Origin of the sequence: Erwinia persicina, from assembly GCF_019844095.1 — a bacterium.
GTDB lineage: Bacteria > Pseudomonadota > Gammaproteobacteria > Enterobacterales > Enterobacteriaceae > Erwinia > Erwinia persicina.
On the sequence record NZ_CP082141.1, the window covers coordinates 1508614 to 1525160 of the forward strand.

Sequence of the window (16547 nt, forward strand, 5' to 3'; positions counted from 1 at the left end):
ATGCTGGCCCCGTAGGGAAATCGTAAAAGGGGCGGCGCTGACCGCCCCTGCCGGTTAGATTTTGCAGGCACCGCTTTCGCAGCCGTCATCCTGAATGGAGGGCACCAGGTCTTCCTGCGTATCTTCCGCACCGTCGCGGGTGTTCTGGTAGTACAGCGTTTTCACGCCGAACTTGTAGGCGGTCAGCAGATCTTTCAGCAGCTGCTTCATCGGTACTTTACCGTTGGCGAAGCGCGTCGGGTCGTAGTTGGTGTTCGATGAAATCGCCTGGTCGATAAATTTCTGCATCAGGCCGACCAGCTGCAGATAGCCGTCGTTATTCGGCATATCCCACAGCAGTTCATAGTTATCCTTCAGGCGCTCATACTCTGGCACCACCTGACGCAGGATACCGTCTTTCGACGCTTTAATGCTGATATGGCCGCGCGGCGGTTCAATACCGTTGGTGGCGTTAGAAATCTGCGAAGAGGTTTCTGACGGCATCAGCGCAGACAGGGTGGAGTTACGCAGGCCGTGTTTTTTCACCGACTCGCGCAGCGCATCCCAGTCCAGCAGCAGCGGGGTATTACAGATCGCATCCAGGTCTTTCTTGTAGGTGTCGATCGGCATAATGCCCTGGGAATAGGTGGTTTCGTTAAACCACGGGCAGGCACCCTGCTCAATCGCCAGATCATTAGAGGCTTTCAGCAGCCAGTACTGAATAGCCTCGAAGGTCTGGTGCGTCAGTTCGTTTGCACTGCCGTCGGAGTAACGAACGCCGTTCTTCGCCAGGTAGTAAGCATAGTTAATGACGCCAATACCCAGCGTACGGCGGCCCATCGCGCCACGTTTTGCGGCCGGGATAGGGTAGTCCTGGTAGTCCAGCAGGGCATCCAGCGCACGCACAGCCAGCGTTGCCAGCTCCTGCAGGTCGTCCAGGCTTTCAATCGCCCCCAGGTTAAATGCCGACAGCGTACAAAGGGCAATTTCGCCATTTTCGTCGTTGACGTCCATCATCGGCTTGGTCGGCAGGGCAATTTCCAGGCACAGATTTGACTGGCGCACTGGAGCAATTGCCGGGTCAAACGGGCTGTGGGTGTTGCAGTGGTCAACGTTCTGAATGTAGATACGGCCTGTAGAGGCGCGCTCCTGCATCATCAGTGAGAACAGATCCACGGCTTTAATACGCTGCTTGCGGATGCTGCTGTCCTGTTCATATTTGGTGTACAGACGCTCAAACTCTTCCTGATTCGCGAAGAAGGCATCGTACAGGCCAGGCACGTCAGACGGGCTGAACAGGGTGATATCTTCGCCTTTCAGCAGGCGCTGATACATCAGCTTGTTGATCTGAACGCCGTAGTCCATGTGGCGCACGCGGTTACCTTCCACACCACGGTTGTTTTTCAGTACCAGCAGGCTTTCGACTTCCAGGTGCCACATCGGGTAGAACAACGTTGCGGCACCACCGCGCACGCCGCCCTGAGAGCAGGACTTCACTGCGGTCTGGAAATGTTTGTAGAAGGGAATACAGCCGGTATGGAACGCTTCACCGCCGCGGATCGGGCTGCCCAGCGCGCGGATACGTCCGGCATTGATGCCGATACCGGCACGCTGAGACACATACTTCACGATGGCGCTGGAGGTGGCGTTGATAGAGTCCAGACTGTCACCGCACTCGATCAGCACACAGGAGCTGAACTGGCGGGTAGGGGTGCGTACGCCCGACATAATCGGCGTCGGCAGTGAGATCTTAAAGGTGGAGATCGCATCATAGAAACGCTTCACGTAGTCCAGACGGGTCTCACGCGGGTAGCCAGAGAACAGGCAGGCCGCCACCAGAATGTAGAGGAACTGGGCGCTTTCATAGATATCACCGCTGACGCGGTTCTGCACCAGATACTTGCCTTCCAGCTGCTTGACGGCAGCGTAGGAGAAGTTCATATCGCGCCAGTGGTCGATAAAGCCGTCCATCAGCTCAAACTCTTCCGCGCTGTAGTCTTCCAGCAGGTGATGGTCATATTTACCCATCTCAACCATGCGTTTCACCTGGTCGATCAGTTTCGGTGGCTCAAACTGGCCGTATGCTTTTTTACGCAGGTGGAAGATAGCCAGACGGGCGGCCATGTACTGATAGTCAGGGGCATCGCGGGAGATCAGGTCAGCTGCGGACTTGATGACGGTTTCATGGATATCAGAAGTGCGGATACCTTCGTAGAACTGGATGTGGGATCGCAGCTCAACCTGGGAGACGGAGACGTTTTGCAGTCCTTCGGCAGCCCAGTCGAGAACACGGTGGATTTTATCGAGATCGATACGCTCGGTGCGGCCATCGCGTTTGGTTACAAGCAGACTCTGATTCATGTCGCGTTTTACCTGTCCTTAACAAATAATCCCCACGCTTATACACAGATTTCTCATTGTGAGTAACTCTGTGGATAAACACTATATATAGGGGTTGAGGGAAATCTTGATAACAATATGGTGAGTATTCTAGTAATTTCCGCGTGCTTAACAAGGCTTGATTTTCAGGGAAAACTACGGTTGTGGGGGGCGCATTTTTCCTAAGTCCACGTTTCTCAAGGCCCTGGGTCATTGTCAATGGGTTGAGAAATTTTTTAGAATTTTGATCGAGCGCGGGTTTCTTGTTCAGCCTGAAAATTTCCAGCATTTTGTTGCTGCAAAAGTACACATGATAGCGCGCCTCACAGCCAAACTGGCATGATGGTCACAGCGTACTCTGATCCCAAAGCGAGAGGTAAGACGAAAACGATCTTATCCCTGTCCGGCAATGAAAGGCAAAACCCTGCGGTATGGGCGGAATGTTCTCCGCCCGTAAGTTCGTCTTTACGTGTCGGGCGCGCGATGTGCGTGCACCATATAGTTAACATCGACACCCGGGGCCAGCTTAAAGTGATTGGTCACGGGATTGTAGTGCAGGCCAATGATATGACGTTCACGCAGGGGCGTTTCATCCACCCAGTTCAGCAGTTCCGCCGGGCGAATAAACTTTTTAATATCGTGCGTGCCGCGTGGCACCATACGCAGGACGTATTCCGCACCGATAATCGCCATCAGCCAGGATTTGCTGTTGCGGTTAAGAGTGGAGAAAAAGACTTCCCCCCCCGGCTTCACCAGACGCGCGCAGGCGTGAACCACGGAACGCGGGTCCGGCACGTGCTCCAGCATCTCCATGCAGGTCACCACGTCGTACTGACCGGCGAACTGCTCCGCGTGTTCTTCCACGGTCTGCTGGACGTAATCAATGGTGACACCGCTCTCCAGCGCATGCAGGCGTGCCACTTCCAGCGGTTCCGCCCCCATATCCAGGCCGGTGACGTTTGCGCCTTCGCGTGCCATGCTTTCAGCGAGAATACCGCCGCCGCAGCCGACATCCAGCACCTTTTTGCCAAACAGGCCATCCGCGTGTTGAGCAATCCAGCCAAGGCGCAGCGGATTGATGCGGTGCAGGGGTTTGAACTCCCCTTCCAGGTCCCACCAGCGTGATGCGACGGCTTCGAATTTGGCGATCTCACCGTGGTCAACGTTCTGTGTGCCTGTGTTTTGTTCTGCATTCATTGGGTTAATACTCCAGCCAAAGTTTGACGCAGTATATACCCCTCATCGTTCAAGTTGCATCTTTGTAGGGGGCGCATGTTGACGGGGGGCTGTCAGGGTAGCGGATCCACAAAGAGACAGAATGCAATAAAGCGGCCAAAGCGATGCTTTCCATTCAACACCTGGACGCAATGTGATATACTTTCGCACCTTTGAATCCGGGAATAACAGTAAGGAAAGCGCGTCCATGAGCGACCTCGCCCGCGAAATTACACCGGTCAATATCGAAGAAGAGTTAAAGAACTCCTATCTGGATTACGCAATGTCGGTCATCGTTGGCCGTGCGCTGCCAGATGTCCGTGATGGCTTAAAGCCGGTTCACCGCCGCGTGCTTTACGCTATGAACGTGCTCGGTAATGACTGGAACAAAGCTTATAAAAAATCCGCCCGTGTCGTCGGCGACGTTATCGGTAAATATCACCCTCATGGCGACACCGCCGTGTATGACACCATCGTGCGTATGGCACAGCCGTTCTCGCTGCGTTATATGCTGGTTGATGGCCAGGGTAACTTCGGTTCCGTGGACGGCGACTCCGCTGCGGCAATGCGTTATACCGAAGTCCGTATGTCCAAAATCGCTCACGAATTGTTAGCGGATCTGGAAAAAGACACCGTCGACTTTGTGCCAAACTATGATGGCACTGAGCAGATCCCGGAAGTGATGCCAACGCGGGTACCCAACCTGCTGATTAACGGCTCCTCAGGGATTGCAGTCGGTATGGCGACCAATATTCCACCGCACAACCTGATTGAAGTGATTAACGGCTGTCTGGCGTATATCGAAGACGAGAATATTACCGTTGAAGGCCTGATGGAGCACATCCCTGGCCCGGACTTCCCGACAGCCGCGATCATCAACGGTCGCCGTGGAATCGAAGAAGCCTATCGCACCGGCCGGGGTAAAATTTACATCCGCGCCCGTGGCGAAGTGGAAGTCGACGCAAAAACCGGTCGCGAAACCATTATCGTGCATGAAATCCCTTATCAGGTGAACAAAGCGCGCCTGATTGAGAAGATTGCTGAACTGGTTAAAGAGAAACGTCTTGAAGGCATCAGCGCGCTGCGCGATGAGTCTGATAAAGACGGTATGCGTATCGTGATCGAAGTGAAACGCGATGCGGTAGGCGAAGTGGTGCTGAATAACCTTTATTCGCTGACCCAGCTTCAGACGTCCTTTGGCATCAACATGGTGGCACTGCATCAGGGCCAGCCTAAGATTATGCCGCTGAAGGATATTCTGGAAGCCTTCGTGCGTCACCGTCGTGAAGTGATCACCCGCCGTACCATCTTTGAACTGCGCAAAGCGCGCGATCGTGCCCATATCCTCGAAGCCCTTGCCGTGGCACTGGCCAATATTGACCCGATTATCGAGTTAATCCGCCGTGCAGCATCCCCGTCGGAAGCGAAAGCGGGTCTGATTGCACAGCCATGGGCGCTGGGAAATGTCTCGGCGATGCTGGAACGTGCCGGTGACGATGCTGCCCGCCCTGAGTGGCTGGAAGATGAGTTCGGTATTCGCGATGGCCAGTACTATCTGACCGAGCAGCAGGCTCAGGCGATCCTGGATTTACGCCTGCAGAAACTGACGGGTCTTGAGCATGAAAAACTGCTCGACGAATATAAAGAGCTGCTGGAGCAGATTGCCGAACTGCTGCGTATTCTGGGCAGCTCCGAGCGCCTGATGGAAGTGATCCGCGAAGAGCTGGAGCTGATCCGCGATCAGTTCGGCGACAAGCGTCGCACCGAAATTACCGCCAACAGTGCCGACATCAACATCGAAGACCTGATTAACCAGGAAGATGTTGTTGTGACCCTGTCGCACCAGGGCTACGTCAAGTATCAGCCTCTGACGGATTACGAAGCGCAGCGCCGCGGTGGTAAAGGCAAGTCAGCCGCACGTATCAAAGAAGAAGACTTTATTGACCGCCTGCTGGTGGCCAACACCCATGACACCATTCTCTGCTTCTCAAGCCGGGGCCGTCTGTACTGGATGAAGGTTTATCAGCTGCCGGAAGCCAGCCGTGGTGCGCGTGGACGTCCTATCGTCAACCTGCTGCCGCTGGAAGCCAACGAACGTATTACGGCGATCCTGCCGGTACGCGAGTATGCTGAAGGCTTCAATATCTTTATGGCTACCGCCAGCGGTACCGTGAAGAAAACCGCGCTGAAAGAGTTCAGCCGTCCGCGCAGCGCCGGTATTATTGCCGTCAACCTGCGTGATGATGATGAGCTGATCGGCGTGGCACTGACCAACGGCAGCGATGAAGCGATGCTGTTCTCCGCCGCTGGTAAAGTGGTTCGCTTCGCAGAAAGTGCAGTGCGTGCTATGGGCCGTACGGCTTCCGGCGTGCGCGGTATCAAGCTGGCGGAAGGCGACCGTGTTGTGTCACTGATTGTACCGCGTGATGATGGTGCGATCATGACCGTCACGCAGAACGGCTACGGCAAGCGTACTGCTAACAGCGAGTATCCGACCAAGTCGCGTGCAACCCAGGGCGTCATCTCCATCAAAGTGACTGAGCGTAACGGGCCGGTCATCGGGGCAGTACAGGTTGTTGACAGCGATCAGATCATGATGATCACCGATGCTGGCACGCTGGTACGTACCCGTGTTTCTGAAGTGAGTGTGGTGGGGCGTAACACCCAGGGTGTTATCCTGATCCGTACCGCAGAAGATGAGAACGTGGTTGGCCTGCAGCGCGTGGCTGAACCGGTAGCAGAAGATGAACTGGATGCTATCGATGGCAGCGTTGCGGAAGGGGATGATGATATCGCCCCGGAAGTGGAAAACGACGACGATGCCCCGGAGGCTGATGAGGAGTAATCCTTAGCCCCTGGAGAAAGCCGGTTCACTGCGAACCGGCTTTTTTTTGCCTGCGATTCAGGCTAGCGTGGTACGTTGAGAAAGCCGTTATGCTGCATAAACTGGCTGATGGCCGCCAGCGTCTGCTGATGGATCGCCTCCCTCTGTGCGCGAGGCGTTTCGCAGAGGAAAGCCTCGCCTTCCTCCGCCAGAATCGCCGTTGCTGACGGCTGACATACCGGCAGGAAGTCGAAATGCCCCGCGTCCTGCAGCTTCACCTGCGGCAGCGACAGACCATCGACGCCCAGCGTCAGACTGCCGGTGGCGCGAATATAATACCCGGCGGCTATCGCCAGAACCGGCACGTTGATGGTGCGGAGGCTGTCCGGGATCAGGACGTAGCTCATCGCCGGGTCAAGAGCGACGACAAACCGGAAGCGGCGGTCGCGATAGCTGGCCGCCAGTCGGGTATCATCGGTTTTTTCCAGCCGGACACCGTCACGGTAGTAAAACTGGCAGTCTGGCATCTGCGGCATTGTCTGGCAGTAGTGGTTCAGCCGCTGACGGTTTATACGGCCACCGGCCAGTGCCAGCACGCTGTAACCCCCTTTTGAGTGTCCCACTGCACCGATTTTTTGCCGGTCTATGGCCTGCTGCCAGACCGGACTCGCCAGGTAGTGAGTCAGCAGAGCGGAGAGATCGGCTGTTTGCAGGGTCAGGTCGGTAGCAGGCCGCGAGTCACCCGTGGTGCTGCCGGGATGGCTGGCGGCAATCACCACAATCCCCCGCGCCGCCAGCGGCACGGCCAGCCAGGCGAGGCTGGTATTATTACCGCCGCTACCGTGGCTGAGAATAATCAGTGGAAAACGTCCTGCCGCCAGCGGTGCGTGAGGGATGGCCGTGAAGCCGGAGAAGACGCCGCTTTCTGCCTGCAGCTCCGCCTGCTGCTGAGTGTGGCTGGGGTAGAAGAGACGAACACTGAGGCTGCGCTGAGTGTGGGGATCCACGACGATATCCTGCTGAGTGCCAACGGAAAAGCTCCATACGGGGTAACTGAGAACCAGCAGTATGGCGGAAATAATAGTGCGCATCATATTCACTCCTGAGCTAGAAAAGGCGTATTATCAGAACTTTACAGGCGCGTGGCGTCCTCGATCGCGATAGAGTCCTATGCTGATACCGGTTAATTTTCTGCTCAGTCTGATCTGCATTCTGCTGTTGTTGCAGCGCCGCGATCGCGGGCATCTTTTCCAGCTGCTGCTTGGTCTGTGTCTGGTACACAGCCTGATTGCCGGGCTGGCCGTGCTGCTACCGCAGGAGTTTTTCTGGCGCAGGCTGCAGCCGGTGACCGCTGCGGCTCTGCCTTTGCTGTGTCATCTGGCACTGCTGCAGGCGACAGGGGGGCCGCTGAGGACTGGCTACAGCGCGCTGGTTCTGGCGATGATGGTCGCCTGCGTGCTGTTCTTCCCCCAGGGTATTGACGTTCTGATGACCATAGTCTGGCTGGGCTGTGCCGGCCTGATGTTTTGGCGGCTCCGGCGGGGCAGTGTGGTGCCGGGCAATGACGGTGCGCTGACGTTGCGCGGCTGGCAGGCACTGGCGCTGCTGCTGATCGCCGTGGCGTGGCTGGATGTCATTATTTCAGGCTCTGCGGTCTTTGCCGCCGGAAAGGGAAGCGATGGCTCAAGGTTGGTAGGCAATCTGTTGATGGTGGGCGTGATGTCGCTGCTGCTGCTGCTCGCCCGGCAAAGCTCCCCGCAGGTCACCCCCCGGATCGCCAGACTGGCCAGTCCTGAGGACGGGGCGGTGATGACGCGGATTGAGGCCCTGATGCAGGACGGGCTGTACCGGGAACCCCAGCTGAGCCTGACGCGGCTGGCACGCAAGGCCGGCATCCCGTCGCGGCAGGTGTCGGCGGCGATAAACGCCCTGCATCAGCAGAGCGTGTCACACTACATCAATGGCTGGCGCATTCGTGAAGCGGGCGATCGGCTGAAGGGCAGTGGTGAGACCGTTATTGAGGTAATGGAACACGTCGGTTTTCAGACTAAATCCAACTTTAATCGTGAGTTTCGACGCATCACCGGAAAAACACCGACGCAGTGGCGAAAAGAGGCCTGGGAACAGGCTGAAAATCACTGAAATAGCGTGCGGCGTCGGCGGGGATAACTGGCTTTTTTACCATGCTGACGCTACTGTATCGGCAATCATTTTCTTTTGTCCGTTATGGCTGCCAGTGGGTTACGCTTGAAATATCTTGTCTCTTTCCGAACGACGTTAAAGATCTCCCGCTATCTGTTCCGCGCCCTGGCGCTGATGCTGTGGACGCTGGGCGCACTACTGACGACGTTCTATATTATTAATGTCGTTCACGAAAGAGAATCCCAGGTCCGCCAGGAGTTTAATACCAGCTACGATCAGGCCCAGTGGTACATACGCCATTCCGCAGACGTGGCGCGCGAACTGAAGTTTATTGCTGAAAACCGCCTGAACAACGCCGCTAACGGGGCGGATGCGATGAACGGTTCGTTGTCGATTAAAGCGACGCCGCCTCAGTTCTATCCGCTTTATGCGGATTCAGACTGTAGCGCCATGAGTCATACCTGGAATAACTCCCTGCAACCGCTCAGCTACTTCCTGAATTACTGGAAAGAAAACTTTGCTTCCTCCTATGAGCTGAACCGGGTCTTTTTTATCGGTAATGACAGCACCTGTCTGGCTGATTTTGGCCCCGCCACCGAGCCTGCGGAACGGGAACGCGTGTTGAAGTCTCTGCGCGAGCGCATTCTGAAATATCGCAGCGGGGATGCCGAGGAGCGCAAAAGCAGTCTGTTCTGGGTGTATCCCGGTTCGCAGCCTGGGGTTGGCTATTACTACATGATCACGCCGGTCTATGTGGCAAATAAAGTAGCCGCTTTACTGGGCATAGAGCAGAGCATCCGCATGGATGATCTTATTATGCCGGGCAGTATGCCGGTCACGGCCACGCTGGTGGATGAGAATAACCAGCGGCTGCTCTCTTCGGCCCGCAATGGCCCGGAATTCTCTGCGGATGACCTGCCTGACGAGGCCGGATGGTTCGGCTACGTGTCCGACTATGACCAGTTAATTATGAAGAAGAGTCTGCTGCCGTCATCGCTCAGTATTGTCTACTCTGTGCCGACCAATGTGATGATCGAACGGCTCAAAATTCTGATTATTAATGCCCTGTTGCTGAATCTGGTCAGTGCGATCGTTCTGTTTACCCTGGCCTGGTTGTTTGAACGCAGAATGTTTCTCCCGGCCGAAGATAATGCCCACCGGCTGGAGGAGCATGAGCAGTTTAACCGTAAGATTGTCGCCTCAGCGCCGGTCGGGATCTGCATCCTGCGCACCAGCGACGGAACCAATATTCTCAGTAATGAACTGGCGCACAACTACCTGACGATGCTGACGCAGGAAGATCGGCTGCGCTTAACCGAGATCATCTGCGGGCAGCAGGTTAACTTTGTCGATGTGCTGACCGGCAGTAATACCAACCTGCAAATCAGTTTTGTGCACTCACGCTATCGCAATGAAAATGTAGCGATTTGTGTACTGGTGGACGTCAGCGCGCGCGTGAAAATGGAAGAGTCACTGCAGGAGATGGCTCAGGCCGCCGAGCAGGCCAGTCAGTCCAAGTCGATGTTCCTGGCCACCGTCAGCCACGAGCTGCGCACGCCGTTATACGGGATTATCGGCAATCTTGATCTGCTGCAAACCAAGTCACTGCCGCCAGGCGTTGAGTCGCTGGTAACGGCGATGAACAACTCCTCCAGCCTGCTGCTGAAAATCATCAGTGATATTCTCGACTTCTCCAAAATCGAATCGGAGCAGCTGAAGATTGAACCTGCGGAATTCTCCCCGCGTGAAGTGGTGGCGCATATCACCTCCAACTATCTGGCGATGGTGGTCAAAAAGCGCCTGACGCTGTGGTGCTTTATTGAAAGCGATGTTCCGGCCACCCTTGACGGTGACCCGATGCGCCTGCAGCAGGTTATCTCTAACCTGCTGAATAATGCCATTAAATTTACCCATACCGGCGGCATTAATCTGCATGTCTACGTCAAAGATGGCTACCTGGCCTTCCGCGTGCGGGACACGGGTGTCGGGATCCCGGCGAAGGAGCTGACACGGTTGTTTGATCCGTTCTTCCAGGTCGGCAGCGGCGTGCAGCGTAATTTCCAGGGAACCGGGTTGGGGCTGGCGATTTGCGAAAAGCTGATCAACATGATGGATGGCGACATCGAGGTAGACTCTGAGCCTGGCATGGGCAGCCAGTTTATTATTCGAATTCCGCTCTACAATAGCCGGGTAGTGGTACCCGAGTTGAACAGCAGCCTGAACGAGAAGCAGTGCTGGCTGGCGCTGCGTAACGAACAGCTGGAAAAATTCCTGATGCGGTTACTGGGCAATCACGGCATTCAGGTAAAACATTACGCTGGCCAGGCCGCAGCGGATGATGTGATTATCACCGACTACGATTTACAGCCGGAGCAGGGGGTTCGGGCGACCATCCGGTTTGATAATCGCCATAATGATGCTCCGCAACAAACGGTGTCCGGTCACTGGGTCTGCGCGACCACGACGCCACACGAACTGCCTTCCCTGCTGGCCCGTATCTACCGGGTAGAGACGGGGTTACCGGAAGGTCTGCCTGCGGCTCTCGCAAGAGAGGAACAGCACGCCAGCCACGATGATATTCTTATCCTGGTGGTAGACGATCATCCTATTAACCGTATGCTGCTCTCTGACCAGCTCGGATCGCTGGGCTACCGGGTGAAAACCGCGCGGGATGGCCTTGACGCACTGAATGTTATTGCTCGTAACGAGATTGATATCGTACTGACCGACGTTAATATGCCGAACCTGGATGGCTACGGCCTGACGCGGCGTCTGCGTGAACTGGGGAAAACATTCCCGGTGGTAGGGGTGACGGCAAATGCGTTAGCGGAAGAAAAGCAGCGCTGTCTTGATGCGGGGATGGACAACTGTCTGTCAAAACCGGTGACTATGGATACGTTACAGCAGGCGTTAACGTTATATGCAGAACAGGCGCGGAAAGGCAGAAAAGAGGGGGGCTGACCGGAGAGTAAAATTAAAGATAAGGGCTGACCAGAGAGAGAAGGCCAGCCCCTACGTTCCGCAGGAACTTAATCTTTAACCGGCGACATGCTCACCGATGACAGATAGTTGAGTAGCGCAATATCGTTATCCACGCCCAGCTTCATCATTGCTGATTTCTTCTGGCTACTGATGGTTTTAATACTACGGTTTAGCTTCTTGGCAATTTCAGTCACCAGGAAGCCTTCTGCGAACAGACGCAGAACTTCGCTTTCCTTCGGTGACAGACGTTTATCGCCGTAACCACCCGCGCTGATTTTCTCCAGCAGTTTTGCCACGCTGTCCGGCGTATATTTCTTGCCTTTCTGCAGGGCAGCCAGTGCTTTTGGCAGGTCGGTTGGTGCGCCCTGTTTCAGCACGATCCCTTCAATATCCAGATCCAGCACGGCGCTGAGGATAGCCGGGTTATTGTTCATGGTCAGAACAATGATCGACAGATCCGGGTAATGACGCTTGATGTATTTAATCAGCGTAATACCATCGCCATATTTTTCGCCAGGCATCGACAGGTCGGTGACCAGTACGTTGGCATCAAGCTTGGACAGGCTGTTAATTAAGGCTGTGGAATCTTCGAACTCACCGACAACATTGACCCACTCAATTTGTTCCAGTGACTTACGAATACCGAACAGAACAATAGGATGATCGTCGGCAATAATGACATTCAGGTTATTCATATTATTGGTTACCTTGCTGCAGCAGTTCGTTGACGTAATTGTCAACTTCACTGGTGGTATTTTTAATGTTTGAATCGTCACACTGTTGAATGTGATGTTCTAACGTTTCACAAAGCTGCTTGCCGGGTAGCAAATTTAACATGGCAAACACGCCTTTCAGCCGATGCGCAGTCTGAGCAAGCGCATTAAAGTCCCTGTTTGCGGCCTCATTATACAGTCTCTTTACATCATCGGGTACTGTATCGACGAAAAGCTGAAAGTAGCCACTGGCGAACAGTTGAGCGGTGTCCGGCTGTTCAGCATTTTCGTCGTCCTGCCCGTCCTGGGCCAGCTGTTGTTCAATCAATGTCAGCAGCGCATCCTGCATCGCGCTACTGATGTTGAAGTTTACCCGGTACTGGTGGGGGGAAATCTGGCAGAAGCCCGGTTCATCATCCGTCAGCAGTAATGCCCACGGGGTTAAGTGTTCGGGGTCATCTGTGATCAGCACATCGTGCTCCTGACCGGAGAAGCGCTCATCAGGAGTGATACAGTTGGCCCCCCAGTCTTCCAACTGGTGAACCACGATTTTCCGCACGTCATCCACGGTAATATCAATCAGGACATTAACGTCCTCCAGCAGTTTTTCTTCCTGAAGCAGCTGCGGTTCCAGTGGAACCTGCAGCTGAATATTGTAGCGCGTACCGATATCCGGACTGGCGCTGATCTCCAGGTGCCCCCCCAAGTGTTTACACAGCTGTTTGCACAGGAAGAAGGCCATGCCGGACGCCTGACCGTAGCGATCCTCATGGGTTTCGCCCAGATAAGGGAAGTCGGTGTTCGACATTTCGTCCGCGGTGAGACCGGCTCCGGTATCCACGATCTCTATAATCAGGCGATCCTGACGCTCCTCCTGCGCGCTGACGGTGACACTGACCCGGCCCCAGGTTGTGGTGGTCACGGCATAGTGCAGCAGCGTGGAGAGAATTTTACGGATAGCCCGGCGATCGCCTAAGCGCGTCTCATCGCTGCTGCGCTGATTGGCGATCATGAGCGTCAGCCCTTTGCGACGCATCACCGGCAGGAGCTCGCTGACCAGGTCATCCAGTAGCGATTGCAGATTGAAACTGCCTGCATCCGGTGCCCAGTCGAGGGTTTCCAACTGATTGAGCAGGACAATATCATCGACCAGACGGCTCAGGGCCTGCGAAGCCTCCAGCGAAACTTCGACCTGTTCTGTTGGCTCGGTGTCGGCCAGTGCCTCTAAGCGCGTAATCACGTCGGTCAGCGGGCGCTGCAGGGCATGGCCAAGATTTTGTAACAGCTGCTGACGCGACTGATGGTTTTTATCCAGCACCTGCTGGGCTTTTTGCAGTTTCTTGTTCACCAGCAGCTCACGATCCTGATCGCGCATCATGAACATCTGGGTGTGCGGAGAGATCATGCTGCGGGCATGGCGAATCTCATACACCTCGTTGTTCACCGTAGCCTGTAAAACGCCCTGATGCTGATCGGACATATTGATAATTTTTTGCAGGTTAAGATGTGGCAACAGATGCTCGGCAATTTTATTGCTGATGATGGTTCGGTTATTGGCAAAATCGTACACCAGCAGCCCCACTGGAAGCGTACCGACAATCTCTTCATTGAGAAGCCGCAAGGATTCAAGTTCGGCACTCTGATTTTCGCTCGGACGCAGCGACTGCTGGCGCAGCATCAACAGCCCGGCGAGCGACATCAGCAGCAGAGCCAGGTTTGCCAGCAATGGCCAAAGCAGGTTACGCAGCGTGTCAACGATCAGCCCGGTAACGGGCACCCGGTAGACCAGCTGTAACGGTGTGCTGGCCAGTGAACTGGTGATTTCAATATTGGGATTGACCCAATTGATGCGGGTACTGCCGCCGCTGTCCTGGTTATCGTCCCCTTCAGCGACTGGCGTGGTGTCCTGTTTTAACTGGAAATTCTCCAGTGGCATATTCACCGGAATAATGTCGTTGACCGGCAGGTCAAAGGCGACCACTGTCGCCAGGTGCCCCGGCTGATTAAAGGTGGTACGAACGGTGAAGTAGTGGTCATTCTGCCAGGTAAAACGGCGCAACGGGGAGAAGCTTTCCCGTTCATCCAGCGCATTCGCCTGCTGCAACATCTCTGCCCGGCGAGCCTCAACGATATTACTGATGGCACTCTCTTTATAACGCGATGCCATGTCTTTCAACGGCAGGGTAGAGACCAGTATCAGGCTGTTGTCCTGGCCGTTGAGGAAATACATTGACCAGGTGCTGTTTTCTGCGCCCCACAGCGTATCAAGGTAATTAGACATACGCAGTGTCATGTCCAGCGTGCCGCTGTCATGCGAACCAAAAATCAGTGCTTCGGTTTTCCGCCGGGTTTTTTCCAGATAATACACATCCTGACGCAGGCGGGTTTCCTGCAGACTGTTACTGGCGGTGCCGGTGGCGCTGGCGGCCAGATTTTCATAAATTTGCCAGGTGGCGAAACGATAGGTATCGACACGCTTTTGCATGGCGTGCGTAATATCGGCCATGGCGTAGCGTTTTTCCGTCAGCCAGGCGTTAACTGCGTTGTGGATCATAAATCCTGATGCCAGCAGCAAGACCAGGATAAATAACACAAAAAAGCGCGTAACATTGCCGGAAGTGAGTGGGAATTTATATGGCAACATGCAGTGAAACCCCGGTTAGCGAGTAATCTGTCGGGCGCTGGCCGCGACGACCAGCAGTAGCGCAGCGATACCGCTGAACGCCACGGACAGGCTGGACCATTGTGCGATAAACCCGACCAGGGCAGGGCCAGCCAGAATCCCGGCATAGCCAATGGTGGTCATGGCGGCGATGGCCAGATTCGCTGGCATCACCTGTTGTTTTCCCGCTGCGCTGAACATAATAGGCACCGCATTGGATGCGCCGAAACCCACCAGCAAGAACCCCGTCAGCGTCCAGAAGGCATCCGGCACGGCTACCGCCAGTACTAAGCCGGCTGCGGCGCAGAGTGTTCCGCAGAACAGCGTCGCTGTGCGCCCAAAAATCTGCACAACGCGGTCACCGAACAGACGGCCAATGGTCATGGCGACGGAAAAGACGGCATATCCCAACCCGGCCTGTGATGCCGCCAGGTCGCGGGTATGAGTCAGAAACAGCGCGCCCCAGTCAAGAATAGCGCCTTCGGTTAAAAACAGGATAAAGCACAGCACGCCAAGAAATAGCACCCAACCGCGCGGCATGACAAAAAGCGGCGTGTCGGGCTGATGCAGACGCTGATTGAAAATATGACGCTGGCAGTAAATCCACAGCAGTATCAGCAGGAGATTGATCATCAGTATCGACATCAGCGGTGAGGCACCCAGCGCCAGCGCCACACTGACCAGACCCGCGCCGATAATCCCGCCCGCGCTGAAGAAACCGTGAAAACCCGACATCATGGCTTTACTGGCGCTTTTCTCGACCTCAACGGCCTGAATGTTCATCGCCACGTCGATGAGGCCGATGGCAGCCCCGAAAACCATTAACGTCAGCGCCAGCGCCAGGGGCGTGGCGAGCGTCGCCAGCAAGGGTAAGACGCACAGCAGCAGCAGGCTACCGGCAGCAATGACCCGTTTGCAGCCCACCCGGCCTACCAGCATCCCGGACAGAGGCATGGCTATCAGCGATCCCAGCCCAAGAAAAAGCAGCAGCGTGCCGAGAGAAGCGTCGCTTAGCAGCGCGCGCTCTTTGGCATAAGGAACCAGAGGAGCCCAGGCCGCCATACCGATGCCGGCGATCAAAAATACCGCACGCGTGGCACGCTGGGTAGCCAGCGCGTTCTTCTGTGTGGCAGGGTCTTCCTGAATCGTCATTTTATCCATTTTGCCTGTCGGGTAATCAACCTCATTTTTTACCATATTTAGTGCCAGTTATGAAGCTAAAACCCGGGCGGTGCGGTGACTTTTCACCTCATGATTCAGTTCACTTATGCGGTAAAGGCAACGTTAATAACCTGAAAAAATACGATGGTTAATCAGAATTATCCCTTAAAGCCAAATTTTAAGACAACTCCTGGCTTTTAGCCTGGAGTCGCGAGCTTAAATCAAATTATTGGTGAAAAAGATAAAAATCCATTTTTCACCCTCATCATGCGCTGCGCCCCATGATGTTTTTTTAAGCGGGCGAGCTGTGCGGGTCATCACGATTCAACATGAAATTTTCGCGTCATTAACCCTACGTTATTACCAAGTTATTGATGTTTTTTGGCAAGAAATTACAAAACGTAACGTTAAGTAAAATTTTTTTCTGCGAGTTAAATCAAATCATTAATTCAGAATCCCTTTGTTTATGGGCATTTTCTGACAACGCTTC

9 protein-coding genes are annotated in these 16547 nt (G+C 54.8%); 3 read left to right on the forward strand and 6 right to left on the reverse strand.

Features of this window, described 5'->3' with window-relative positions:
• Nucleotides 1-54 precede the first annotated feature (54 nt).
• Nucleotides 55-2340 (reverse strand): class 1a ribonucleoside-diphosphate reductase subunit alpha, encoded by a 2286-nt coding sequence (gene nrdA, locus K6L24_RS06885; RefSeq protein WP_062742935.1) that lies wholly within the window; start codon nucleotides 2338-2340, stop codon nucleotides 55-57.
• Nucleotides 2341-2823: 483 nt separating this feature from the next.
• The gene (ubiG, locus tag K6L24_RS06890) at nucleotides 2824-3555 is read right to left on the reverse strand and encodes a bifunctional 2-polyprenyl-6-hydroxyphenol methylase/3-demethylubiquinol 3-O-methyltransferase UbiG (RefSeq protein ID WP_062742934.1); all 732 of its coding nucleotides are present in this window, start codon (nucleotides 3553-3555) and stop codon (nucleotides 2824-2826) included.
• Nucleotides 3556-3781: 226 nt separating this feature from the next.
• Between ubiG and gyrA the strand changes: the two genes are divergently transcribed.
• On the forward strand, nucleotides 3782-6418 hold the full coding sequence (gene gyrA / locus K6L24_RS06895; RefSeq protein ID WP_118663703.1) for a DNA topoisomerase (ATP-hydrolyzing) subunit A: 2637 nt from the start codon (nucleotides 3782-3784) through the stop codon (nucleotides 6416-6418).
• Nucleotides 6419-6480: 62 nt separating this feature from the next.
• Here the strand turns inward: gyrA and K6L24_RS06900 are convergent, their stop codons facing one another.
• On the reverse strand, nucleotides 6481-7491 hold the full coding sequence (locus tag K6L24_RS06900; protein WP_062742932.1) for an alpha/beta hydrolase family protein: 1011 nt from the start codon (nucleotides 7489-7491) through the stop codon (nucleotides 6481-6483).
• Between the two features lie 76 nt (nucleotides 7492-7567).
• On the opposite strand from K6L24_RS06900, the gene K6L24_RS06905 reads away from it, so the two are divergent.
• A complete protein-coding gene (locus tag K6L24_RS06905) occupies nucleotides 7568-8539 on the forward strand; it encodes a helix-turn-helix domain-containing protein (protein ID WP_222682092.1) in 972 nt (323 codons plus the stop codon).
• A 105-nt stretch (nucleotides 8540-8644) separates the two neighbouring features.
• Nucleotides 8645-11500 carry a two-component system sensor histidine kinase RcsC gene (gene rcsC, locus K6L24_RS06910; protein ID WP_062743103.1) on the forward strand — a complete coding sequence of 952 codons (2856 nt, stop codon included), beginning with the start codon at nucleotides 8645-8647 and terminating at the stop codon, nucleotides 11498-11500.
• A gap of 68 nt (nucleotides 11501-11568) precedes the next feature.
• Here the strand turns inward: rcsC and rcsB are convergent, their stop codons facing one another.
• Genes rcsB through K6L24_RS06925 form a run of 3 tightly spaced genes read right to left on the reverse strand, consistent with a single transcriptional unit; the run spans nucleotide 11569 to nucleotide 16048 of the window.
• The gene (gene rcsB, locus K6L24_RS06915; protein WP_062742930.1) at nucleotides 11569-12216 is read right to left on the reverse strand and encodes a response regulator transcription factor RcsB; all 648 of its coding nucleotides are present in this window, start codon (nucleotides 12214-12216) and stop codon (nucleotides 11569-11571) included.
• Nucleotide 12217: 1 nt separating this feature from the next.
• Nucleotides 12218-14878, reverse strand: a complete 2661-nt coding sequence (rcsD, locus tag K6L24_RS06920) for a phosphotransferase RcsD (protein ID WP_118663705.1) — start codon at nucleotides 14876-14878, stop codon at nucleotides 12218-12220.
• A 15-nt stretch (nucleotides 14879-14893) separates the two neighbouring features.
• On the reverse strand, nucleotides 14894-16048 hold the full coding sequence (locus tag K6L24_RS06925; RefSeq protein WP_062743102.1) for an MFS transporter: 1155 nt from the start codon (nucleotides 16046-16048) through the stop codon (nucleotides 14894-14896).
• Nucleotides 16049-16547 lie beyond the last annotated feature (499 nt).